General features: G+C 44.5%; 22 protein-coding genes, 1 tRNA gene and 1 other annotated feature. Of the genes, 11 read left to right on the plus strand and 12 right to left on the minus strand.

Annotated elements, in window-relative coordinates; all coding sequences use genetic code 11:
* Positions 1-143: 143 nt before the first annotated feature.
* The 9 genes from ACE1CM_RS32890 to ACE1CM_RS32930 all read left to right on the plus strand — a co-directional run bounded on the left by ACE1CM_RS32890 (position 144) and on the right by ACE1CM_RS32930 (position 13,668).
* Positions 144-3,380 carry a type 2 lanthipeptide synthetase LanM family protein gene (locus ACE1CM_RS32890; RefSeq protein ID WP_374883090.1) on the plus strand — a complete coding sequence of 1,079 codons (3,237 nt, stop codon included), beginning with the start codon at positions 144-146 and terminating at the stop codon, positions 3,378-3,380.
* Positions 3,381-3,441: 61 nt separating this feature from the next.
* Positions 3,442-4,362, plus strand: coding sequence for a Nif11-like leader peptide family natural product precursor (locus ACE1CM_RS32895; RefSeq protein WP_374883091.1), 921 nt, complete (start codon positions 3,442-3,444; stop codon positions 4,360-4,362).
* 316 nt (positions 4,363-4,678) lie between these two features.
* Positions 4,679-5,458: an HET-C-related protein gene (locus ACE1CM_RS32900; protein WP_374883092.1), complete on the plus strand. Its 780-nt coding sequence runs from the start codon at positions 4,679-4,681 to the stop codon at positions 5,456-5,458.
* Between the two features lie 641 nt (positions 5,459-6,099).
* Positions 6,100-6,453 carry a DurN family substrate-assisted peptide maturase gene (locus ACE1CM_RS32905; protein WP_374883093.1) on the plus strand — a complete coding sequence of 118 codons (354 nt, stop codon included), beginning with the start codon at positions 6,100-6,102 and terminating at the stop codon, positions 6,451-6,453.
* Between the two features lie 241 nt (positions 6,454-6,694).
* The gene (locus ACE1CM_RS32910; protein ID WP_374883094.1) at positions 6,695-7,417 is read left to right on the plus strand and encodes a hypothetical protein; all 723 of its coding nucleotides are present in this window, start codon (positions 6,695-6,697) and stop codon (positions 7,415-7,417) included.
* A gap of 128 nt (positions 7,418-7,545) precedes the next feature.
* A complete protein-coding gene (locus tag ACE1CM_RS32915) occupies positions 7,546-9,234 on the plus strand; it encodes an FkbM family methyltransferase (RefSeq protein WP_374883095.1) in 1,689 nt (562 codons plus the stop codon).
* Between the two features lie 117 nt (positions 9,235-9,351).
* A complete protein-coding gene (locus ACE1CM_RS32920) occupies positions 9,352-10,224 on the plus strand; it encodes a glycosyltransferase (protein WP_374883096.1) in 873 nt (290 codons plus the stop codon).
* A 220-nt stretch (positions 10,225-10,444) separates the two neighbouring features.
* On the plus strand, positions 10,445-11,743 hold the full coding sequence (gene iscB / locus ACE1CM_RS32925; protein ID WP_374883097.1) for an RNA-guided endonuclease IscB: 1,299 nt from the start codon (positions 10,445-10,447) through the stop codon (positions 11,741-11,743).
* A gap of 203 nt (positions 11,744-11,946) precedes the next feature.
* Positions 11,947-13,668 (plus strand): ABC transporter ATP-binding protein/permease, encoded by a 1,722-nt coding sequence (locus tag ACE1CM_RS32930; protein WP_374883098.1) that lies wholly within the window; start codon positions 11,947-11,949, stop codon positions 13,666-13,668.
* 949 nt (positions 13,669-14,617) lie between these two features.
* Here ACE1CM_RS32930 and ACE1CM_RS32935 read toward each other — a convergent pair.
* Positions 14,618-14,875, minus strand: coding sequence for a CopG family transcriptional regulator (locus tag ACE1CM_RS32935; protein ID WP_374883099.1), 258 nt, complete (start codon positions 14,873-14,875; stop codon positions 14,618-14,620).
* Between the two features lie 22 nt (positions 14,876-14,897).
* Positions 14,898-15,122, minus strand: a complete 225-nt coding sequence (locus tag ACE1CM_RS32940) for a hypothetical protein (RefSeq protein WP_374883100.1) — start codon at positions 15,120-15,122, stop codon at positions 14,898-14,900.
* Positions 15,123-15,307: 185 nt separating this feature from the next.
* Here ACE1CM_RS32940 and ACE1CM_RS32945 point away from each other — a divergent pair, with 185 nt between their 5' ends.
* Together ACE1CM_RS32945 and ACE1CM_RS32950 are read left to right on the plus strand one after the other, a co-directional pair.
* Positions 15,308-15,637, plus strand: a complete 330-nt coding sequence (locus ACE1CM_RS32945) for a hypothetical protein (protein ID WP_374883101.1) — start codon at positions 15,308-15,310, stop codon at positions 15,635-15,637.
* Positions 15,638-15,966: 329 nt separating this feature from the next.
* Positions 15,967-16,248, plus strand: coding sequence for a hypothetical protein (locus tag ACE1CM_RS32950; RefSeq protein WP_374883102.1), 282 nt, complete (start codon positions 15,967-15,969; stop codon positions 16,246-16,248).
* Between the two features lie 279 nt (positions 16,249-16,527).
* Here the strand turns inward: ACE1CM_RS32950 and rplL are convergent, their stop codons facing one another.
* From rplL to ACE1CM_RS33000, 10 genes are all read right to left on the minus strand, one after another.
* Positions 16,528-16,920, minus strand: coding sequence for a 50S ribosomal protein L7/L12 (rplL, locus tag ACE1CM_RS32955; protein ID WP_374883103.1), 393 nt, complete (start codon positions 16,918-16,920; stop codon positions 16,528-16,530).
* Positions 16,921-17,148: 228 nt separating this feature from the next.
* Positions 17,149-17,703 carry a 50S ribosomal protein L10 gene (gene rplJ, locus ACE1CM_RS32960; RefSeq protein ID WP_374883115.1) on the minus strand — a complete coding sequence of 185 codons (555 nt, stop codon included), beginning with the start codon at positions 17,701-17,703 and terminating at the stop codon, positions 17,149-17,151.
* A 36-nt stretch (positions 17,704-17,739) separates the two neighbouring features.
* Positions 17,740-17,908 (minus strand) — a sequence feature (ribosomal protein L10 leader region).
* Positions 17,909-17,980: 72 nt separating this feature from the next.
* Complete coding sequence (rplA, locus tag ACE1CM_RS32965; RefSeq protein ID WP_374883104.1) at positions 17,981-18,694, minus strand: 50S ribosomal protein L1; 714 nt, start codon at positions 18,692-18,694, stop codon at positions 17,981-17,983.
* Between the two features lie 117 nt (positions 18,695-18,811).
* Positions 18,812-19,237, minus strand: coding sequence for a 50S ribosomal protein L11 (gene rplK / locus ACE1CM_RS32970; protein WP_226577460.1), 426 nt, complete (start codon positions 19,235-19,237; stop codon positions 18,812-18,814).
* Positions 19,238-19,244: 7 nt separating this feature from the next.
* Positions 19,245-19,883, minus strand: a complete 639-nt coding sequence (gene nusG / locus ACE1CM_RS32975) for a transcription termination/antitermination protein NusG (RefSeq protein WP_374883105.1) — start codon at positions 19,881-19,883, stop codon at positions 19,245-19,247.
* Positions 19,880-20,107 carry a preprotein translocase subunit SecE gene (secE, locus tag ACE1CM_RS32980; RefSeq protein ID WP_374883106.1) on the minus strand — a complete coding sequence of 76 codons (228 nt, stop codon included), beginning with the start codon at positions 20,105-20,107 and terminating at the stop codon, positions 19,880-19,882. The genes nusG and secE overlap by 4 nt, the downstream gene beginning before the upstream one ends.
* A 176-nt stretch (positions 20,108-20,283) precedes the next feature.
* Positions 20,284-20,356, minus strand: a tRNA-Trp gene (locus ACE1CM_RS32985).
* A 56-nt stretch (positions 20,357-20,412) separates the two neighbouring features.
* Positions 20,413-20,775 carry a 50S ribosomal protein L19 gene (gene rplS / locus ACE1CM_RS32990; protein ID WP_374883107.1) on the minus strand — a complete coding sequence of 121 codons (363 nt, stop codon included), beginning with the start codon at positions 20,773-20,775 and terminating at the stop codon, positions 20,413-20,415.
* Between the two features lie 366 nt (positions 20,776-21,141).
* Positions 21,142-22,995 carry an iron uptake porin gene (locus tag ACE1CM_RS32995; protein WP_374883108.1) on the minus strand — a complete coding sequence of 618 codons (1,854 nt, stop codon included), beginning with the start codon at positions 22,993-22,995 and terminating at the stop codon, positions 21,142-21,144.
* 506 nt (positions 22,996-23,501) lie between these two features.
* Positions 23,502-24,080, minus strand: coding sequence for a Crp/Fnr family transcriptional regulator (locus ACE1CM_RS33000; protein WP_374883109.1), 579 nt, complete (start codon positions 24,078-24,080; stop codon positions 23,502-23,504).
* Between the last annotated feature and the right edge of the window lie 81 nt (positions 24,081-24,161).

Genomic DNA, 24,161 nt, shown 5'->3' on the forward strand with positions numbered 1-24,161 from the left:
AGGCACGCTAGGTAAAGCGTTGCTACAGATAGATTAAAGCTTGATCAAACTGTGTTATGTGAGTTAACAGAGCCTTGCTCAGGTAAAAACTCTTAGTGGGAGTAAGTTTGATTTGTCGTGGGAAGTTTAGTAGTTGTGTAGCTATGCTTGATGATTCTTTAATTGTGGAACTGGCTTGCCGTGCTAGTAATTTAGCTGAGCGAAGGCTGATAGTTGAACAATTGGCTAAGGGCGAAGCAAAGGTAGCGTGTAATGCACAGTTGGGAATTTTGGATAACTGGAACATTAAAAAGCTAACAGGCAAGTTGGCTGCACAGTTAATTAAGGATTCCTATGAACAAGGAACAATTGGTAAATCAACAATTGAAGAAGTACAGGAACTGCTAACAAACTATAAATTATACGAACGAAATTTGTCGAATTTGCCAGAAGAGAACAGAAACGAGTTCGTTAAACCCCATACTGAATGGCTGGAAACATACAAAGCTGCAATATTGACGCTGGATTTACCAAAAGAGGAATTTGTAGGGAGTGGCTGGTACGAAGCAGATATTTACTACGGAAAATTTGCGAAAGCGTGCGAACCATTTTTACGGTTGGTGTACAAAACATTGGAACCTGTGCGCCAGGAAGTTAATGCTACTTTGGGGAACTGTGAGATTGTGGATCAAGTGGTGAGAGAATTTCAAATTCACCTGCTCAATCGCTTTGATCTTGCCTTAGCCTGGGCTATAGAAGCAAATATTAATGTTTATTGCAGCAAAAAGAATGTTGATAAATCGGTAGATAATCCAGAGGCTTATATTGCCTACTTAGAAGAAACCTTTGAAAACGGTTGGTGTTATCATCGGTTTTATTCCCAATTTCCGGTAATGGCGCGTTGGTTGGCACAAATAACTCGTTTTGAGTGCAATTATGGGGAAGAACTGATTCGGCGTTTAGGGAGCGATATAGCTCGAATCAGCAAGACTTTCTTTGAGGGAAAACCAATATCGAAAATTAAATCATTCAAGTTGGGGAAATCAGATAATCATGCTGGTGGTAAAAGCGTAGTCATCGTTGAATTAGAGATAAATAAATCGGAGATAGGAAAAATAGTTTACAAGCCGCGCTGTATTCAATCTGAAGCAGCAATGCAAGGGTTACTAGAAAATTTAAATCGGGATAGGGTTGTTAACTTTGGTAATTATAGAGTGCTTTGTCAAGAGAACTATGGTTACACAGAGTTTATTGTAGCTGGGAATAACGATGTAACCAGAGAGGAAGTAGAAAAATTTTATCAGCAACAAGGAGGATTTCTGGCAATTTTCCACGTATTAGGTGGAGGAGATTTGCATTATGAAAATATTTTGGTCAGTGAGGGAAATGCTTTTATTTGTGACTGTGAAACAGTTTTAGAAGTATTGCCCCGTGGGATGGATAAATTGAGCGGAACTGTCATGGATTCAGTGTTCAAAACAGGAATGCTGGAATGGCCTAGCAACAGTGATGCTGAGAATCAGATGAAAATAAGCGGATATAGTGGTGGGGAATCTTACGAACTACCACATACAGTGCCTAGAGTGAACGATCGCCGGATGTCATTAGGCGTAGGAGTAGAATATAAACCGGGAGTTCGGATCGAAGTAGAAGGAACAAATCGCATCTATTACCAAGGTCAGCTAGTACAGCCACAGGATTATAAAGACTCGATTGTGGATGGCTTTAACAGAGTTTATAACTGGTTCAAAGAAGACTCCACAAAAGTAGGCAAGTTACTGGAAGAGTTATTCTCTCCCTCATCAGTGCGGTTTATTAATTGGGGAACGGAAGCATACTCGAAATTAATGGTGGCAATCAGACACCCAAAATGCCTTGCCGAGCCACTAGAAGTCGATTTGCTGTTCAACACCTTAAAAGAACATCGGCGACCATGGGATAAGGAGGGAAAACTAGCAGAAATGGAGTTAGCAGCTCTGTGGCAATTAGACGTTCCCATTTTCACAGCTAAGGCATCTGGTAATTGGGATTTAGTCTATAATTACCAGGAAACGCTACCAGAGATGCTGGCGATTTCGCCCTTGGATAATGCGCTAAAGCGAATTGAGAAATTATCGGAAGAAAATCGCATTCGGCAGAATCAGTACATCTACACCAGCTTATCCACAGAGGAAATCAACAGCCCCTACTTCATCGCTTCAGCCGTTAATTATGCCCAGCAAATTGGATGGCATTTGTGCGAATTACTCCAGACGGACTCGAACGAGGCTCCTTGGAAAACTTGGGACTATACAGCCACGGGTAAACGCTTGGTAGATATAGGCACGGATATCTACAGCGGTTCGGCAGGAATATGCCTATTTTTAGCTTATCTGGATGCCATACACCCCCAGCCAGAATTTAAACAGGCAGCAGAGCAAGCACTCAAGCACGCCATAGAGCAGCGCAAAACAACATTTATCGGCGCATACCAGGGAACAGCAGGCTTGATTTACCTGCTGACACACTTGGCTCAATTATGGGACAGACCGACATTGCTGGACTTGGCAGTAGAGTTGACTGATGAGCTAATCCCACGCATTAGCGAAGATCGGTATTTTGACGTTCTGATGGGAGTGAGTGGCATCATACCCATCATGCTTAATTTGGCAGAGGCTACCGACCGTAAGGGGATAGATGTGGCGGTTCAGTGCGCTCAACATCTGCTCCAAGAGGCAACGCGCCAAGGCGATACCCTAAGTTGGCCTTGCGGGAGAGCGGATCTAATCCGAGGTAATCTGACTGGTTTTTCCCACGGAGGAAGCGGTGTGGGGTGGGCACTGATCTTGCTAGGATGCCGTTTGGACAAGCAAGAGTACATTGAGGCTGGTCGTCAAGGCTTTGCCTACGAAGCAATTCATTTCGATGAAAACCAGCGAGATTGGTATGATTTGCGGAAATCGGTAATGACCGCAGACACGAATGAAAGGCATTTTGCCAATGCTTGGTGCAACGGTGCCGCAGGTATCGGTTTGAGCCGCATTGCCACTTGGGCAGTTCTGGGAAAAAATGACGAGGATATGTTGCGAGAGGCTTACGCAGCTCTGAATGCGACCTTGCGTAATTTTGACAAGCTAGGCAATGATTCTCTGTGTCACGGCAGAGCGGGAAATGCCGAGCTATTTTTGCGGTTTTCCCAGCTGCGAGAGTTACCTTATTTGCGGATGGAAGCCAACGTACAAGCTCAAGCCCAGTGGCGTAGGTTTGAGAAAGCTCGCACTTGGATTTGCGGTTCTACTGGTAACGATCTATTTCCCGACTTGATGCTCGGAATAGCCGGAATTGGAATGCACTTTTTGCGGTTAGCCTATCCAGAGCGAGTACCTTCACCGCTACTACTCGATGCACCGCCAAAGGTGTAAGGTGATATATTGAGAAATTTTGTTGTTTAGCATTCTGTCGTTGTGATTTGTTGAGAAAACCATGCCAAAAGAGAGTGTTATAGAGTTTTATGAAGCGCTCCGCCAGTCAGAAGCATTGAAACAGCAGAGTAAGGCCATTACGACTATAGAGGAAATGATAAAAATGGCCTCTAAGTACGGTTACTGTTTCAACAGTAAAGATATATCAGAAGCGAATGGTTCTGAGACGCCAAAGAAGGGGGAAGAGCTGATTGCGATAGAATCTTCAGAAACAAATGGCAATAATTTTCCTCAACAGTATCACTATGAGTATGAGTTTTCGCAAATGCCAGAATTTGGGGAAATTGCACAACAGTTTGAAAAGCTTAAAATTAAGCCCAGTACCGTGGATATGGCTGTCTATGAGAAAAGCTTTCGGGAAGAAGATTTACAGTTTGCAGATGTTTCCCCTACTGCTCCCGATTTCCAGCAGCGGTATCTAGAATCTTTGCGATCGTACATGGATCTGGGTGTTACACCACAACCTGAATATGCTTGGCGTCAGTTTCATTTAATTAATCTGGATCGTCATGTCGAACATCCGCTATACGAGGAGTATTTCCAGGCGAAAGTGAGGTTGCTGGAACTTTTTGAAAGTTATTTTGGGACTGAAGTCAGGTTTTCGGGAAGTTTATGGTATCCACCGAATGCTTATAGAATGTGGCATACCAACGAAACTCAACCTGGGTGGCGAATGTATTTGGTAGATTTTGACAAAAACGATATTAATGGAGATGAGAAATCGTTTTTTCGCTACATGGATCCGGAAACAAAAGAGCTAGTAACACTAGGAGAAAAGCCGAAATTAGTAAGATTTTTTAAAGTGGAGAGCGAAAAAAGTAAATTATTTTGGCATTGTATTGTCAATAGGACAAGCGCGAATAGATGGAGCTTTGGGTTCCAAATTTCTAGTCAATGGATGAAAAAAGTGTTGAAAAATTAAAGTAGTAGCGCAAGTTGCTACTTGTGAGATAGGTAATGGGTAATTGGGAAAACGAGAAAAGAAATCGGGTTTCTTTATAGATATATTGACTTGCTCAACAATTTTTCACAGAAACCCGGTTTGTTTCCACTTATACCCATTACCGAGCGTCAGAAACCCGGTTTCTTAGTTAATTTCTCAGTGTCAAACCCACGATTTTTCCGCTCACCTTTGTTTCTTTAGCGTCAAATCCACGATTTTTCCGCTCACCTTTGTTTCAATGCCTTGGGATGTAACTAGCAACTTGAGTTAGTAGGACTGTTGATGGGAGTAAAACATGAAAAGGGTAATCGCGAGCTGTCTGTTGGGAATGTTACTGCTGTTTGGCATACAATCTCCAGCCTTGGCTTTTAAGGTGCCAATCCATGAAGCAATTACCAGAGAAGTGTTTGCTAACTTCGAGGTGATGGCTGGTGGTGAGAGACTTAAATTCACCGATTATGCGATCGACCAAATTGTAAAGGCGAATAAAGATACGGACGATCTCCCCAACCAGTTCAATTCTGAAAAGCATTTCGATGGGGAGAACTTTGTTGGTGGGAGTCAACGGGTGAAAGACCTCAAAGAAAGAACGATCGCCAAAGTGACAACTGACAACCCGACGCAACCAACCTCAGCTAGGAACGATCTAGGTACAGCGTTGCATACTGTTCAGGACTTTTATGCTCACAGCAATTGGGTGGAACTGGGTCACAGTAGCCCTAACATCAAGACCGAAATGGGAAGGGAAGTTTTCTCAGGAGCAGCCAAGGAAACACCAACCTGTCCCAACGCTCCTGGAACTCTGGGCGGTGCAGGCTTAACTGAGTTGACTTCTGGATATTTCCTCCTGGAAAATCAAGTCGCCTGTGGTGTTCCGACAGGAAAGTGTCGTCATGGTGTTCCTATCGTATGCTCTAGCGGTCTGAATAAGGACGATGACAGTCGCCCTGGTTTTTCTAAGGCTCGCTCTTTGGCAGTTGATGCAACCCTTGACTTACTCAATCAAATTTTTGAGGATTCGCGGATGCAGAACAATGTCTATGGGATCAAGTCTCTGATGCGGATTCCGATCTAGAGTCTATCCGAAAAATCCCGACGTAGCACAAAGTAGCAAAATATCTACGTATTTCGCTTGGTCATCAAGATTTATCTCACAATCTGACAATTCAAATCTAAAAAAAGGGGAGACAGTTTCACAGTACTGAAAAAGTCACCCGGTGTATCCTGACCTGGGTGAACCAATGATATGATGTCCGTTGAATTGCCCATAATAAAAAAACCGCACAGAGTCGTTGCGTAGGGACTAAGGCTAAAGAGATATCTCGGACAAACAGATAAGGTTAATCGTGCCGTGTCCCGGCGTCTTTTTATGGGTAATCGACCGGACATGATATGATTCCGTTCACAAATCGTCAAATACTTCACCCAGGCAAATCGATCTCAATCCCTGGCTTAGGATACTTTAGAATCTTTCAAAGAATCCCGTTTACTTGCTCAAGCGAACTATTTCGAGTACAGCAGATAGATGGTTTGTCTCATTCGCACCCACGCTTATGTTGACAAGATTCCACCAATTATACAATCAGTTCAATCGGTTGGTATAGACTTAGGTGTCAAAGATTTTGCTAATAAATTAATAGATTTTAACTTGACAATGAATGAAAAAAAGGATAAATATTTTAATGTCTTTAACAGCTTGAGGGAGATAAGGATATTATGAATAATGGGATCAAAAACAGAGGTGGTGACAGAGATGAAATTCGCCAAATTCAAATGTTGATGCTCATGTGTTTATGTCTGCCTACTCAGGGGAAACTGCGCGAGTTGATAGAAATGGCATTGGCATCCTCTGGAGAGCGGACGATGAATAGGGTAACTCCACCTGAAGATGTGAGTGTCGATGGTCTATTTGACTGGTTGACTGCCTTGTACAATCAACAAGATCTAACAGAGGAGGAGAAGAGCTTAATGAAGTGGCAAAATGATAGAAATAATATGTTACCTGCAATTAGTGAGATAAAAGCAATTGAGGAGAAGCTTGGGTTTAAGCTCGGCATTCAGAAAATTTGAGGTAAAATTTGATGCCTGACCGCAAAAACAAGATGGTGCTTTGATTGTTAATAAAAGCACTATAGGGTTTGACGTTAGTTGGTATAAAGAGGCATAAGTGAGGGGCAGCGCTCGGCAGTAGTAAGCTTAAATTAAGCTAAAAATTTCACTGCTGACCTCCCATCCTGAGAAAATATACAGTCAGTCAGTCATAGGGATTTGAGTAAAAAAAATGCTTTGAGTAAAAAAAGGGAGGACAGGCGTGAATAAAGATGTATTAGAGCTTTGTTGTATTGCTCCACGGGAGTGGGAATCGGTGTTAGAAGCATACGAGAATTCTGCACCGTACAATTATGCCGTAATAGATGATTTCCTCCAACCTGATGTTTGCCAGCAGCTTCATCAAGAGTTGCTTAATCACCCAGGATGGCGTAACCAGGATTACATGGGTGAATCCATTTTTAGCAATATGAAACCTGGTATCGAGACAATTTTTACGATTGCTAAATCGATTAAAGCACTTTGCCCGTCTCTGTTTTCTGAGTACGATATGATAGAGCATTGGGCGTTAATGTACCCCAGAAATGCTTCTGGAAAGCTGCATTCTGACATAGGGGCTTTAACATTAAACATCTGGCTTACACCAGAGGAGTATAACTTAGATTCCTCTGGGGGTGGTCTGATATTTTTTGATGTAAAACGCCCCTTGGAACCACCGCCTGGTAAATCTCTGTCCTATGTCTGGTCAGAAGAGTATGTCAAAGATTATACAGCAGGTCAAACGGTCAGTGTCAGTTACAAATGCAATCGCGCACTTCTGTTTGACGCAAGTACCTTTCATAAAACTGATTCTTTTCGCTTTGCCAACATGAAACCGGAGTCTTACCGAATTAATCTTTCTTTGGCGTTCGATAATACTGGGGTTTATCGTGAGCGGAGTAGCTCTTTGAAAGCAGCATTTACCAATAGCGGGAATGAAGAATGACGAGCAATCCAAGTTCTAAACGTTTCTTGAATAGTTCTGGGTTGAGCGTGTAAGCTGCTTAATAGCCAAGGGGGATTATTCCCTCGGGTTGAGTGCGCGATAGTTACTTAAAAATGTGAAAGGTCAAGATGATAATAGTTGACGTTGGCGCTCATGATGGCAGATTTTCAATACCATTTTGTCAAGATATCAACAATATTGTTTATGCAATCGAGATCGTACCAGAATTATTAGAACAAATTCGCTCCCATAGACTGCCCAATCTTCACGCTTTTTGTACAGCTATGGGAGAGGAAGAAGGCGTATCAAATTTTTACGTAGATAATAAGAATTATACATCATTAATGGTAGAGGAAGACTATAGTAGCGAATCACAGTCTGACCTAGAAAAAATGGGAGTCAAGACTATAAAGGCTAATGTGACTCGTCTAGATGATTTCGTAGCGCAAAACAATATTGCAGAAATAGACTTACTAAAGATAAATGCACATGGCTATGAATTACAGGTGTTAAAGGGTGCAGGTGAATATATTCGGTGCATTAAAAAAATTGTGATTCAAGTGTACGAGGAGCAAAATTATGAAAATGTGCTAAGGAAAGAAGAGGTCGTAGAGGATTTGACTAACAAAGGATTTCGCTTAGTTTATACTCCATCATTAGCTGAAGGGGTAAAGGAAAATTTAGAGTTTGTTAGGATAAACCGATATTCAATAGCTAATCAACAGCTAGGATACTTTGATGTTAAAGTTCCTTATGTAGGAGTGCTACGTACTCCCACGAATGATTTGGTTGGTCAATTCTTGGAGCAAGGTATTTTTGAGGGACCCGAACAAGCATTTTTATGGCTATACTTGCGACAAGGCGATACTTTTTTTGATTGCGGATCTCATGCTGGTCTTTTCTCATGTATTGCTGCAAAGCGATTGTGTAACAATGGTAAAATAGTAGGATTTGAACCAAATCCAATATGTTTTAAGCTATATGAACACAATCTAAGAAATGTGGGTTGTGATTGTTTTACCGCAATAAATTTAGGTTTGTCAGAAACAAAAGGTTGTGGAGAACTTTTGTTAGGTAAGCCTGGAATGTCGGCTTTTAGCACTTTTGCAAAAGGGGCGAAAACAGATAATTACATAGGTCAAGAAAAAGTTTTAGTAGAACAGTTAACGTTAGATGATGTAGTAATAAATTTAGGTATTAATAGAGTAGACCTGGCTAAGATAGACGTTGAAGGATGGGAAACCTTCGTTTTGAGAGGAGCAAATAAATCAATAAAGGCCGGGAAATTTCCGCTATTGATGATAGAATTTACGGAAGCAAATGCTGAAGCTGCTGGTAGTAGCACTAGAGAATTAAGAACTATTATAGAAAGTTTTGGTTACACTCTTTGTTGCTTCGATGCAACTAATCTTACCCTTATACCTGAATCAATTAAACCGCAATATTATTATGCAAATTTATTCGCAGTAAGGGATGTGGCAGAAGCCAATGAACGCCTAGCTAATGCTGATTATGAAGCTGTGGAAGTGGCTAAGGATATAATTAGTAAATGGGATGTTGCCATGATGGCAGCAAGACTACAACTAAATTTAATACAGGAAAAGCAAACTTCCCATGAGTTGCGGCAATGGGCAGAAAGGTCAGATGCAGCTTTACTAGAAAAATGCCAGCTCGTAGAAGATTTACAGAATAAAAACAATAATTTAGAGGAATTGCTGGCAGCAGAAAGGCAATTAGTCAGCTACCTTAAAAACCAAATTCAGGCATTTGAAGGAGATAGAGCCAAGCAAATTAATGCGCCAACTAACTCAGAATAACAATTGCCACAAATCCAAAGAAAGAATTTAGAAGAATAACTAGCAGTTTTATCAAAAAATCAAGCTGCCATTAGAAAAACAATTAAAAATTGGTTGAAGGAGAAAATTAAAGGAGAAATGAAACTAAGTGTCATTATACCTTGTTTAAATGCAGAGCGTACCATCGCCGCTCAACTGGAAGCCCTAGCTAACCAGCAATGGTCAGAACCCTGGGAGGTGATTATTTCCGATGGTGGCTCGAGGGATCGCACCACAGCAATTGCAGAACAGTATCGGGAAAAGCTACCGAACTTACGGATAGTTGATTCTTCAGACAGACGCGGAGCTCCTCACGGCAGGAATGTGGGGGCACAGGTTGCGGCAAGCGCTGCCCTTGCCTTCTGCGAGGCTGACGACGAAGTTGAACCTGGTTGGGTAGCGGTTATGGGGGAGGCACTCTCTCAGTATGATTTCGTGGCAGGCTATTGCGATCTCAAGAAACTTAACCAACCTTGGGCGATTAAGGCGAGAACAGGGGGTAGGCTGGTAGACGGGTGGGAAGATGGCATTCTCAGGGAGAAAAGTTTTATTAAATACCCTATTGCCGGAGGATATACTATTGGGGTTAAACGCTCAGTCCATGAAGCGATCGGCGGATTTGATGAGTCTATAATCATCGGCGATGATATTGATTATAGTTGGAGAGTACAGTTAGCTGGAACCAAGCTGCACCACATCCCAAACCTGATCGTTCACTATCGCCTTCGTCATAGCTTAACTGACATTTACCGTCAAGCCTATGTTTTTGGTAAGTATGCCGTCATGCTGCAAAAAAAACACCAATCTTCAGGAATATACTTACGTTTGGTGGATAATATAGCTCCAGATTGGAGGCTTATGGGTGGGGAGTTTCTGCGGATTCGCCGCAAGGAAGAACTTGGTCAGTGGTTGTGGAAACTAGGCTATAATCTGGGGTATCAGCAAGGTAGGAGGCTAATCGTTGAAACGTAATAAAACGTAGGGATTCGGAGTAATTCCTTCCCCATGTTTAGCCCAGCTTAAGATCCTTGAGATCTACGCTATTAGGTCATGACTCAATCGGTTAGCTAGCTAGAAGCGGTCAGAGCGGGAACATCAGCTAAATTCAACTAGACGGAACACCTAACTCTATCAACAAGCCTAATAGCATTGGCGAAGCAAACCACACTAGCAATAAGAGCCAAACACAACAATGTTTGCCAATCATGTTTTCGTCGTAGATCGAAACCTAAAACCACTAAAACCTTGCCTGCCGGAAGTAGCGAGAATCCTGCAAAAGGTAGGTAAAGCTCATCGGTTTAGGCTTTACCCGTTCACGATTAGATTAAATAAGGAAGTAAATCAAGAAATCACCCCCTTCTTGACACTCAAAATAGATCCCGGTTCTAAGTTTACAGGTTTGGCATTACTTGATGGTGACTCCGTAATTTGGGGCATGGAACTAGAACACAGAGGCTCAGAAATTAGCCAGTCACTACTAAAGCGAAGTGCAGTGCGTCGTAGCCGGAGAAATCGCCAAACCAGATACCGGAAATGGCGCAAGCATCATCGTCCTGAAGGATGGTTAGCACCTAGCCTTCAGCATCGAGTAGATACAGTAAGTACTTGGGTGAGGCGGTTAATAAAACTAACTCCAATCAAAGAGATTTGTCTGGAGTTAGTGCGATTTGATTTACAGAAAATCGAAAATCCAGAAATCTCTGGAGTGGAGTACCAGCAAGGCGAATTGTTTGGCTACGAAGTCAAGCAATATCTTCTGGAAAAGTGGGGAAGGAAATGTGCTTATTGTGATGCAGAAAATATTCCCTTAGAGGTTGATCGTATCCATCCAAAATCCAAAGGTGGCACGGACAGGGTTGCTAATTTAACTTTGGCTTGTCGTGCCTGTAATCAAGCAAAAGGGAACGAAGACATTAAAGATTTCCTATCAGGAAAACCTGATAGGTTGAAGAAGGTTTTGACTGGGGCCAAGCAGCCATTAAAGGATGCCAGTGCGGTTAATTCGACCCGATGGGCATTGTTTAATGCTCTCAAAGAAACCGAGTTACCTGTCAGCACTGGCTCAGGTGGATTAACCAAATTCAATCGCACTCGACTGGGATTGCCCAAGACTCATTGGCTTGACGCTACCTGTGTTGGAGCGATAGAGGGATTGAAATTATTGACTCATCAACCTTTGAGAGTGAAGTGCAATGGGCATGGAAATCGGCAATTTGTGACGATGGACAAGTATGGCTTCCCTCGACAAGGTTACGCACCTAAGACGGTTAGAAAAGACTACAAGGCAGGTGACATTGTGCGATATCGAATCGATGAGAATACTTCAGTTTTGGCTCGCATCAGGAAAGCTGCAAAGCAAGTAGTCGCAGTTGTCCAAGGTAAAGACAAAACCGTGAGCAACAAGAACGAGTTCCCCGTGCATCGGAGTGATGGGTATCGATATCAATTTACTCCGATTGATTCGGATTTATACCGTTTCTTAGCCACTTAATGATATTGGGAATGTGGTATTTAATTGCTTTAGCAGTACAATCGAAAAAATCAATCACAAATACTGCCAAATTGTCCACCGGAGTGACCGATACTAATATTGCATCATTAGATGCCCTGTCAGGCAGTTATTCACATAAGGGGAGAAGTTATTCGCCTCATGACAGGGGTATCCGCTTATCCCCTTACCTGATCTAATTTCTGATGAATCGGTTAAACATGACCTCATGGAAGCAGTTTTGGGCGATCGCAAAGCTGTACTGGTTGGGAAGCGAGAAACTAGGGGCGTTTGGTCTATTACTGTTATTGGGCTTATTACTAATAGGCAACACAGCTCTGAGCGTAGTATTAAATCAGCAGCAAGGAGTTTTAATTTCTGCCTTATCTCAAAAAAATTCACAGCGGTTCTGGCAAGCTGTACTAACCTTTATAATAGTTTTATTAATTTACGTTCCCATCTTGGCAGGTTTCGGTTATTTAGGCAATAAAATAGGTATTTTCTGGCGGCGGTGGTTGACGAATTATTTTTTAGAAAAATATTTAGAAAATCGGGGATTTTACTACCTGGGTTGGCAGGGGGAAATCGATAACCCTGACCAGCGTATTAGTGAAGATATTAAAGGTTTTACTCAAGATGCTTTAAATTTTTTTATCGGGCTGCTCAATGCTGGGTTCCAAATAGTTGCTTTTAGCGGTGTTCTGTGGAATATTTATCAGCCTCTTGTCCTCTTAATTGTAGCCTATGGATTGAGCGGCACCGTCATAACCATTGCAGTTTTCGGTCAGCCTTTAGTTAGACTTCGTTTCCAGCAGCTTAGAAAAGAAGCCAATTTTCGGTTTGGTTTGCTCAGAATCCGCGAAAATTCGGAATCAATTGCTTTTTATCGTGGGGAGTTCCAAGAGAAGAGCCATACTAAAAAGTTATTTAACGATGTGTTTGATAATTTCAATCGGATGATATTATGGGAATTTAATTTTAATTTAGTAACCCAGCCTTATAAATTTCTTCCTTTCGTGCTTCCAGGAATAATCCTAGCTCCCAAAGTCTTAGCGGGAGAGATGGAAGTAGGTAAAGTCTCTGAGGCGGGAGGTGCTTTTTTAACTTTCTTCATAGCGTTGAATTTTATTATTTATCGATTTGAGTCTTTAACTAATTTTGTGGCGGGAATCGACCGACTATATAGCCTTAAACGCTACCTAGAACAACAATCTAAAAATAGAAACAGCCTGATAGTTGTACCACCGACGCTCGATACTATCCCAGACTCTCGCTTGATCGTCGAGCATCTGACGCTGCAAACCCCCAATTACTCAAAAACTCTGGTGAGAGATTTATCATTAGAACTGCAAAGGGGACAAGGACTACTGATAATGGGCACAAGTGGCTGCGGTAAAAGTTCCCTTTTGCGAGCGATTGCAGGGTTGTGGAACTCGGGTACGGGGACAATTATTCGCCCTCATCTTAGTGAGATGTTGTTCCTACCCCAGAAACCTTACATGATTCTGGGCACGCTACGCGACCAAATTCTTTATCCTAATAATGACAGTCAACTTGATAACGAGGAACTTTATCGCGTTCTGGAGCAAGTCGGGTTGCCAAACTTATGTGAGAGATTCGGTGGATTGAATGTCGAAAAAGATTGGTCTGATATCCTTTCCTTGGGAGAACAACAGCGAATTGCTTTTGCTCGCCTTTTTATCGCTAAACCCCGTTATGCCGTCCTGGACGAGGCAACTAGCGCTTTGGATATCAAAAATGAGAAAAATCTGTACCAGCATCTTGTAAAAACCGGAACAACTTACATCAGCGTCGGACACCGTCCGACTTTGGTGGAGTATCATCACCTACTACTGGAACTGCTAGAGAATGGCAGCTGGGAACTCAGGTCAGGAATGCTCCAGAGCGATCGCCCCGACAGGGAATAAAGCGACAGACGCACATCCAGATAACGACGACTGTGTAATGCCATACCCTCCTGCTCACTTAGTCAAGCTAGTTTTTTACCCCATTGCCCAATATGCTTATTGTCGGCATCTTGAACTAATATTTGCATCCCGGTTTATACGAAAAATCGTTTGTTTGGGAACCAAATACAGAGGTTCCCGCTATTATGAGGTACAGTACCAGAAATTAACAAACCAATTTTTACTCCCAGAGCGCCCTAAAATTACCCATCTCTTCTTTTCTCTTATCTCTGTGTTCTCTGTGCCTGGAGTGCTTGGTTTAATTAGATATTCTTCCAGCGCCAAGAGAGTAAATGTTTAGTATTCATTAAATTGTCCCGCATAACAGCGGGAATGTATCAACGAATAAACCGGGGTTCTGGCCTCGTCGTCGGTAATTCCTGCTCTTTTCTGGTGACAGTTACAACTGAATATTTTCAGCTAAAAATGCCTTGAGCTTTTGCTTAATTTATTTGGCCTCTTGAAGCGTTCCAATGAATACAGCTAGGAAATCATCAGCATATCGCAGGTAATTTAACCTTCTATATTTAGAATCACCGACATCTTTTTCCGGCATTTTTTGGGATTTAATTTCCAGTTGACGCCCTCGATAAAATTCGGCATGAATAAGTATCTATCTGCAGAAAATGTTCACTATGCCCTGCCCCCACAATGTTGTATCACACCCCCATTGAAGACCCTGTAGGGACACAGCATGAACAAGTACGCATCATGAGAAAATCTGGACTTACGCAACTGTCACATACGATCGCTACTTTTCCCTTGCAACTGCGTAAACGTTGCTTAACAGAGTTATCGGTTACTCCGCTATAAATTACCTTCACCAGTCGCTACGGCGTTGACTGCCCCATCAACACACGGGTGTGGGTGCGATCGCCTTTTAAAGCCAGGTTTTTAAACACTCAAACATTTAACCATCGGATTTTCTCGACTTAAGCCACCGATCGACCAACTCTGCCACAATTTCCGACATTTCCTTGTCTTCATCTACAGCCGCCATCTTAAGCTGCCGATGTAGCTGTTTGGGCAGATAGAATGTAGTACTCACATATTCAGGATTGTTACCCTTAGCCTGCTTTTTCTCTTTCGGTTGTGGGTTATCTTCAGCGCCACCTTTAACAGCTCTAGACAAATCATCAAACTGGTTACCGTCCTTTTTTTTAGTCATAGTAAGATTTCCTTCCCCAATTTCAAATAGCACCGCCAAGCAATACCAGCGTAGGAATCACCTTTAACTTGGTTAACTGGTACTCCCCCAAAGCAGCCTTCTGAAACACTGCCAGCCGTGGGATGCCAGTATTGAACAGTGCAAGTCCCGATGAGGCGATCGCATTCCTGGCGTCTTCACCTGTTTTATTGGGATGTGGAGGGATGAGGGTCAAGAGAATTTTGTAACTGGCAGCTGTGACTATCATGTTCTTGCTTGTTGCTCGGTGGATCGATTCTTGCGGCTGTCTCAGCGTCTAAATTTTTAAAATTTTAAATCTTTAGTACCTGTATAATGCTATGATTTAGCCTACAAGTAAACGCGCCGCGCAGAGGATCTAGCACATCCCCCACGCGACTACACCCCCTAGAGCTAATAGGAGGCTCAATTATCATGACAAATTTTGGCATTGGCTGGGGAACAGCACTAAGTTTCCCGCCCCGATTGGTTTACTCCCAAACTCTGGGTTTTGTGCCTGGAGAAGGCGATACTTTGCCGTCAGTCATTCCTGGTACGGACAGCTTGCCAGGTGCAACGGGCGACCATGAAGTAGTAAGGGTAATGGTTTTTGGATCGAGCTACGGAGTCACGTACACGATTCGCTGGCTTTACAGGCTCAATTTTGCTCAGATTAGCGAGTGGAGTTTCCTTATGCCTGCTCCAACTCCGGGTGAATACATGAGTATTGTTACCAAACGAATCCCGCTCAATCGCACTAACTGATTGGTGTACAACTCGATAACAACTTTGTAGCAACGCTGGCGAACGCGATTGCGTGCCGCAGACATATCGCTGTTGATACAGCTTTCGCGATCGCCAGTTTCTTCCATCCAGACATCCGCGAGCAATAACCATGACTAACAACAATAGCCCTAAGGGCGACACGCCCCAACCCGACCCAATGGATACGCTAGAAAGTTTTGTGGAAGCGTTGGATTGATCTATTGAGCATCTAGAAAGCAGAACCGATGCCGTAGAACATGAAGATGGGAGGCACAGCGAGAAACTAACTGAACTGGAACAACAACTAAGAGATATTTACGGAGATGAGGATGACTGGCAGAAAATGTCTCACACCTGAGCGCACCGCGCAGCGCATAGCGAAAACCAAGCTGGGACTAGAAAGGGCGAAAGCTGCCCAAGAGCGCTGGGAGAAACTCAATACCGAAAGCGCTTTGAGCCGCAGACGAAAGTCTCCCTTGCTAGACTTCGTTGATGACTTGGTACACCGTCCGCCGAACCAGGAGCAGATGCGCCAACTCAAGGAACTGCTCAAAGAAGAACAGCAAAGCATAGCTCAACTCATCGCTCTAATTGACCAGCGCCTAGAGTAGCTGTCCGCCGTTCTCGACTTACCCAGCGACACCCGCTGCTGAGCCAGTTTTGTTTTTTGGTGGGTGGTGGGGGATCGCCAACTTTTCCCCATAACTGAAAAGCGATCGCGCTTCAGCCTCACAGGAACAATAGAAGCAGGTGGCCTCGTCTTGCGTAAGTCGTCAAAAAAGAGGGCATCCTAGGCGAAACCTTCTCTAAGATACCCTCTTTTTTTACTACTATCATTCCCCACCTTGTAAGAGGGTGGGGACTGGCGTGATTCGTTCAAACTTGAAGGCTTACTTGATGCTAACTTTTGCCCCAGATTCTTCCAGTTGCTTCTTGATGTCTTCAGCCTCTTCTTTCTTGACGCTTTCCTTAACTGGTTTAGGCGTAGATTCCACCAAATCTTTGGCTTCTTTCAAACCTAAACCAGTCAAAGCACGAACCACCTTCAGAACGGCAATCTTCTTGTCGGCGGGAACTTCTTCCAGAATCACGTTAAATTCGGTCTGCACTTCCACTTCTTCAGCAGGAGCAGCAGCACCAGGTCCAGCCATCATCATCATCCCGCCAACGGGTGCAGCTGCACTGACGCCAAAGGTTTCTTCAATTTGCTTGACCAGTTCAGATGCTTCCAGCAGGGTCAGCGTTTTAAGTTTTTCCAGAATTTCATCGGTTGTAGCAGACATTGATTAACTCCTTTAGTTGGTAATTGGTCATTGGTAATTGGTCATTGGTAATTGGTGATTGGTAATTGGTTGGATGTTTATTACCTATTACCCATTACCCTCGTTCCCACGGTTCTGCCTGGGAACGCCATTGATTGGTAATTGGTGATTGGTAATTGGTTGGGTTTTTATTACCCATTACCCATTACCCTCGTTCCCACGGCAGAGCCTAGTAACGCCATTACCGAATTAAGCAGCTTCGCTCTCAGCAGCACCTTTGTCTTTGTCCTTATCGGCGACAGCTTGCAGAGCGCGTGCCAGCGAACTGGGAACCTCGTTGATACCCACGGCAAGTTTGGTGGCTACACCATTGATTGCACCAGCAATCTGAGCCATGAGTTGTTCCTTCGACGGTAAGTCTGCCAGTGCTTTGACCTGATCTTGGTTCAAAGCACGTCCTTCCATTACGCCACCCCGAAGTTCGCTCTTCTTGGAAGCCTTTTGGAATTCTTGGTAAGCTTTGATTGCACCGCCGATATCTTCTTTGACCAGCATGAAAGCTGAAGCACCCTTGAGGAATTCCTCCATTGCTTGCCATTTCTGGTCGCCGTCAACCGCTATTCCCATTAAGGTGTTTTTCGTCACCTTACAAATCGCGCCTTTAGGACGCAGACGCCGCCGCAAATCTGTAATTTCAGCTACGGATAGACCTTGGTAGTCGATTACAACTGCCAGCTGGGACTCGCTCAAGCTTTGCTTAAGTTCGGCGATGATTGCTTCCTTATCCTCTCTTGTTCTACCCATTCTTGTTTCACCTCCTTGCGCCTCCTTTTCCTTACTTAACCCAACTAAAAACCCCGGCAGTTGAGCCGGGGTGCTGGCGATCGCATTTTCTTCTTCAGTCACCCCTACCATAATTGGTGACTTTTGTCAAATGCTATGCTGGCAAACCTCGGCAGGAAATTAAGCCTAAAGCCCCTGCTGTCTTCGGCGCTTGCTATTTAGTTGAGTTATTTCAGATTTGGGATTTCAGATTTTCCCTATTCAATCTAAAATCACAAATCTCAAATCTAAAATTCTTTTATGCTGCCTCCGTTGTCTTCATATCTCGTAGGGCGTTGATATCCACTGCGATCGATGGCCCCATGGTTGCCGATACATACATGGTACGCCAGTAGCGTCCCTTGGCTCCCGAAGGTCGGTTGCGGTCAATCGTTTCCTGCAATGCCTTGAGGTTTACCAGCAAATCTTCCGCTGAGAAGGACGCCTTACCAAACAGGATGTGGACAATCCCCGTGCGGTCTGCCCGGAATTCTAGTTTACCAGCTTTGAATTCCGCGATCGCACCAGCTAAATCAAATGTTACCGTACCCCCTTTGGGCGAGGGCATCAAACCGCGCGGTCCCAACAGCTTACCCAGTTTTGCTACCTGCGGCATCACATCTGGGGTGGCAATTAGCTTATCAAAATCCATTCGGCCTTTTTGGATTTCGTCGATTAGTTCTTCCGAACCAACCACATCCGCACCAGCATTGTTCGCTTCGTTTACTTTTTCCCCCCGTGCAATTACCGCTACCCGCACGGTTTGACCCGTTCCCTTGGGCAGTACTACCGTTGTCCGCAGTTGCTGGTCGGTATACTTGGGGTCAATTCCCAAACGGATGTGAGCTTCTGCCGATTCGGGAAACTTCGCCGTTGCCGTTTCTCTCAATAACTGTAGAGCTTCTATTGGTTCGTAAGCTCTATCTTCTACTTTTTTCCGCAGTTCTTTTAGCCTGCGCGATTCTTTTTTCATTTTTTTGCTCTCCTGGGGTCAATTACGAAGTCTCGCTTCTCCCCCGATAATTGCTAATTGCTAATTGGTAATTGCTAATTGGTAATTGCGCTTTGCCTATTACCGATTACCCATTACCTAATCTGCGATTGTTACGCCCATATTGCGGGCAGTTCCTTCCACAATTTTCATCGCTGCCTCAACATCGTTGGCATTGAGGTCTGGCAATTTTGTTTGGGCAATTTCTCGCAGTTGAGCCCTTGTAATTGTGCCAACTTTCTTTTTGTTTGGTTGGTCTGACCCTCTTGGTATCCCTGCTGCTTTGGTAATTAAAACCGAAGCGGGAGGGGTTTTCAACACAAACGTGAAACTGCGATCCTCGTATACCGATATTTCTACGGGAACTACCATTCCTGCTTGATCTGATGTTCTGGCGTTATACTCTTTACAAAACGCCATGATGTTTACCCCGTGCTGACCCAGTGCTGGGCCAACGGGAGGTGCTGGGTTGGCCTTTCCTGCTGGAAGTGCCAACTTGATGATTGCAACAACTTTCTTGGCCATTGAATCTTTAGCCCTGTTTTTCGACTTGATTGAACTCCAATTCCACTGGCGTATCCCGCCCAAAAATAGAGAGTAACGCCTTCAGCTTGCTCCGCTCCGGACTTACTTCAATCACTTCACCTTCAAAATCTTTGAAAGGACCTGAAAGAACGATGATTTTGTCTCCCACAGCCATGTCAACTTTGACAATTGGCTCTTGCTCGCGAGCTTGCTTGAAGATTCGTTCTACTTCTGAATGGGAGAGCGGCATCGGTTTTACGTGTCCGCGTCCTCGTCCGTAGCGGCGTTTTTGTTCTGCACCCACAAAGTTAATCACATTTGGGGTGTTTTTAACAACCTGCCAGCTTTCGTCGTCCATCGCCATTTTGACGAGTACGTAGCCAGGGAATACTTTTTCTTCGCTTGTTTGTCTGCTGCCGTCTTTGCGAATTTTGACGGCTGGCGTTTGCGGAATTTCTACTTGCAAAATCCGGTCAGCTACATCCAAGGTTTGAATGCGCTGTTCTAGGTTTGTTTTGACGCGCTTCTCGCAGCCTGAAGCCACCTGAACGGCGTACCAGCGGGCGGAATCTCGCGAAGTTCCTGCCGTTTCTTCCGCGTCTTCTAGCGTACTGCGAGCCCGTAGTTCTTCGCTGGCAAAACTCATCCAAATACCTTTCCTGATGCCCAATTAAACAAGTTATCTACCAGATAGATCAACAGTGCCGACATCGTCACCATTAAGATTACCGCAGCCGATTCGCTGATCAACTGCTGGCGGCCTGGCCACACTACTTTATCCAGTTCTTCTTTGGTTCCCTGGAGAAAGGTCGCGATGTTAAATCCAGGTTTTGTTTCTTGAGCTTGTATTTCTTCGGTCTTTTTCGCCACCGTTGCTTGCCTCCCCCGTTTCCCTACTTTTTTTGCCAGTTGGTATCAAGCCTAACCGACCCATCGGCTTACTTGCACACCCCCACAAAACCAGTCTACCCGAAACCGATCTAGGTTACTACTGGCAAACCAGCGACGCTAATCGTTTCGGGCAGAACTGTTGCAATAATTTTCAGCGCGCCCTGGAGGACTTGAACCCCCGACATCCGGTTTTGGAGACCGACGTTCTACCAACTGAACTAAGAGCGCACGGGATTGGTGTGTTTTCTAATTATAACGCAACGAGACGCCCAAGCGCGAAAAAATTATAATGCTCTGTCGAAACGTTGTTTAAGACGAGTTGCCTTGCCGACGCGAGCGCGCAGGTAATACAGTTTAGCACGGCGGACTTTGGCGCGACGCAGTACTTTGATGCTGGCTATGCGAGGCGAGTGGAGTAAAAACACCCGCTCTACACCAACTCCTTGAAACACCCGCCGCACGGTAATCGTTTCGTTGATGCCCCCATTCCGCATGGCGATTACCACGCCTTCATAAGGCTGTACCCGCTCTTTATTCCCTTCTTGGATCAACACGCCGACTTTCACCGTGTCGCCCACGTAGATTTCCGGTAAATCTTTTTTCAGTTGCTCCGCTTCAATCGAGCGGATGATCTCTTGAGCTTTCATATGCGTTTAAAAAACTCACAATTTTTTATCTTACCTTAAAACATAACTCTGGGTCTAGATAGTCCAAATGTTTTATAGCGGTTTGCAACGGGCGTGAAATAAACTTATACCCATTTTCCCTCGCATCAACGGGGGGTAGGGACTAAGGCTAAAGTAAGTTTTGCCGCTACGGGGAAAGTTTTTTAGCCTTAGTCCCTACCATGTCGCGTCGCACCCATTACCGATGCCTGAAACAGCAAAGGGTGAGCAATGCCCACCCTTCTACCAATAGATATATTACTTCACAACGAGTGTTCGATTAGCTCTAAAGTCTAGTGCCCAGCGTCCACCCCACAAGAATCATCCCTTGTTTGTGCAACGCTGGCCTTAGAACGAGAACGTAGTCCTAATCGTGCCTACGTAGATCGTGCTGTTATTGTCATTATGTTCTGGATTGAGCAGCACGAACACGCCTGGGGTAATCGAGATATTGTTCGTAGCTTGGATGCGATAGAACGCTTCCAAGTGATAGGTCGTGTCGTCATCTTCGCGGTTGTCCACAGCACGACCGCCGAAACTGCCATCCAGGTCATTATGGGTAACTTTAGGCGGCACGCCTGCTAATAGACCCAGGAAGTTGCCCTTGCGACCAAAGTCTGTAAACCCTAAACTAACGGCGTAGTTGATCGAAGTTGCATTCGCTCCTTCAATATCAACTCCCCTATTAAGTCCGGTCTCGGCTTCAGCAATGCTATATCCAAACCAACCGCCGAAGACAAAGTTTTTGCTCAGTCGCCAGTTTAGCGTCGCGCCAAAGTTATTCGATGAAGTAGCAACGTTCCCAAAAGGTCGCTGAGCAAAGCCACTGCCCGTACTGCTGGTAAGGTTAAGCCTACTGCCGCTGGGAGAGTAGTAACGAACGTAGGTTAAGCCGATATTAAAATTGCTCTTCGGGAACAACACTAGCTGAGCCAGGGCGGCATAATCACCGTTGAACAGCCCGTTTTTATCTCTGGGGTCAAAGCCGTTCTGCGTTAGGTAGGCCGCATCGATGCCTATGGCGCCAAAGTCTAAGTTCAGCGCTGCCCCAGAGCTGCTTGAGGTGTTGTTTAGATAATACAAGGGATTGAATCGCCCAAAGCGGGAGATTGCCCCTTCACTACTACTGGCAAAAGGTCCGCGTACAGTATTGACAACATCGTTCAACTCACCGCTATTGGCAATGATCCATGCTCTGGCATTTTTACCTATCGGGAAACGATACCACAGGTCATCAAGTACAACATCATTGTTGTCGTTACCATCAAAGCTGAGGCGGCTCATGTTGGTACCTGTGACGTTGATATTATCGCTGCCAGCAGTATCAAACTGGGTGATGTTTCTTGCTTGCAAGCGGGTTCTCAACAAGTCCCGACCAGAAAAGCTGGTATCGAAGTTCAGACGCACCCGGTCAGCAAGAATGATGTTATTCTCGATGTCGTCATCGCGATCGCGAGGTCTGCCAGGAGAGGGAACGGCTCTGGAATCGCCAAAAGCACCCGCCAGGGCAAAAATTACTTCCCCTCTGAGTTTGGTAGTTGTAGAGAACTGCTGCGCTTCTAACCTTGCCGTGCGTGCTTCTAGGGCATCTACCCGTCCCCGCAGGGTTGCCAGTTCGGCGGCAAATTCTTCTTGCAACCGCCGGATGGTGGCGATGTCTTCTTTACTTGGTAAGTCGGCAACTGCTGCGGCAATTAATTCTTGAATGCGGTCTAAACAAGCATTTAAACCAGCGGCAAATTCGTAGCGAGTTAAGGCGCGGTTGCCGCGATAGGTACGATCCGGGTAACCTTCAATACAACCGTAGCGCTCGACTAGAGATTGCAATGCTTGGAAAGCCCAGTGAGTGGGGTCAACGTCGGTCAGCTGGGACACCGAGGTGACCTGTCCCATGTCTTGACCTTGTTCTACGTACTGGTTAATTTGATCCAGCGAGCGAGCGGGTTGAGCTTGGGTTGTTGGGGTTGCTTGTGCTAGCTGGGTATTGTTCGCTCCCTGGTTATTAACATTGGCGGATGACCCAGTTGTGGCATCAGCGCTTAGAGCCAGAGTGCTGCTGTCTAAACTAGCAGCCGTTGTTGCTTCCGAGCCGATTTTACTTTCGGGGGTTTCTGCTGCGAGCGCCGCAGAACCAGCCACCAATATTGCTGCACCCAGTACAGCAGGGCTTAGCCGTATAGCGTTCCAAAACGTTTTTGACATTGTTGTTTCCTCACACCAAACTCCACTCTACAGGAAAGTCTCAAAACTGTCTCAATTTATTTCTGGAGTATTCCAGCTATATCAACTCTGGTTATTTATCCATCATAAATCCTGTTTCTAGTGACGATTATAGTCGTCCCAATTTTGGGCTGGCGATGACTAAAGTACCCCCTACTAACTTTATGCTAGCTATATTATCCCAGCTGTTCGATCATGTGTAACTTATGTAACTGTCACATCCTTGCGTACTTGTTGTTCAAAGCCGGGGTTATTTTTCACGAGGTAGCTGGCTAATATTGCTGATAGGCTGGTTAAAGTGGACCTTAACAGAGCTATCTACCCAATTTTAGCTAAATGCCCTATCAGCTTCAGTTATAAATCATATATATCCGATTATCCTGATACTGGGCTGAGCCAATTTAAGTTTATTTAGGGGATAAAAAACCCGGTTTTTCAAAAAAACCGGGTTTTTTGGCTTCAAAGCTGCAAAGCAGCCGTGTTTTTGCTTAAAAATCTAATGTTTGGGCTTTGACGCAAAGAATTAAGTACCGACCGTGCCTGTTAATCAGACCTTTCTGTTCAAATTGGTTAAGCAATCGCGTCACCGTTACTCGCGTCGTACAAATAACTTCTGATAGTGCTTGATGGGTTAATGGCACTTCAATTAATTTTCCTTTATCGACTTCCCGACCAAATTTTTGTGCTAACCAGCTTAACATTTCCAGCAACCGCTGGTTAACGGGTCTGCTATGAATAATAGCTAGTAGTTCTTCACTGCGTTGAATATGGGAAATCATAGCATCGGCTGCTTGATACCAAAGGTTAGCGGGCAAAAGACTCACTTCGGCACTGGTCAAACATTCAATTTGATACGGTTGAATTCGCGATAAAGGTTGACCGACAATATCTCCTGCTCCCCAGTATCCTAAAGTTATCGATCTACCCTCTTCGTTCCAGGTAAATGTGCGAACGACTCCCCGTTCTATTTTCCACAAAATATCTGCCTCTAGTGGCAGCAATTGACTACAGCTAAAAGTTCGCCGTGTCTGGTTAAGAGCAAAGCTAGGGGTAGGAGGAGCAGGCATCAGCATATAATTTTGAGGTAGTAGGGGGTAGTAGGTAACTCAAGTTTCTATTTATATCGCTTTGGCATTGGTAATTGGTAA

This window comes from Microseira sp. BLCC-F43 (assembly GCF_041929235.1).
Lineage (GTDB): Bacteria > Cyanobacteriota > Cyanobacteriia > Cyanobacteriales > Aerosakkonemataceae > Microseira.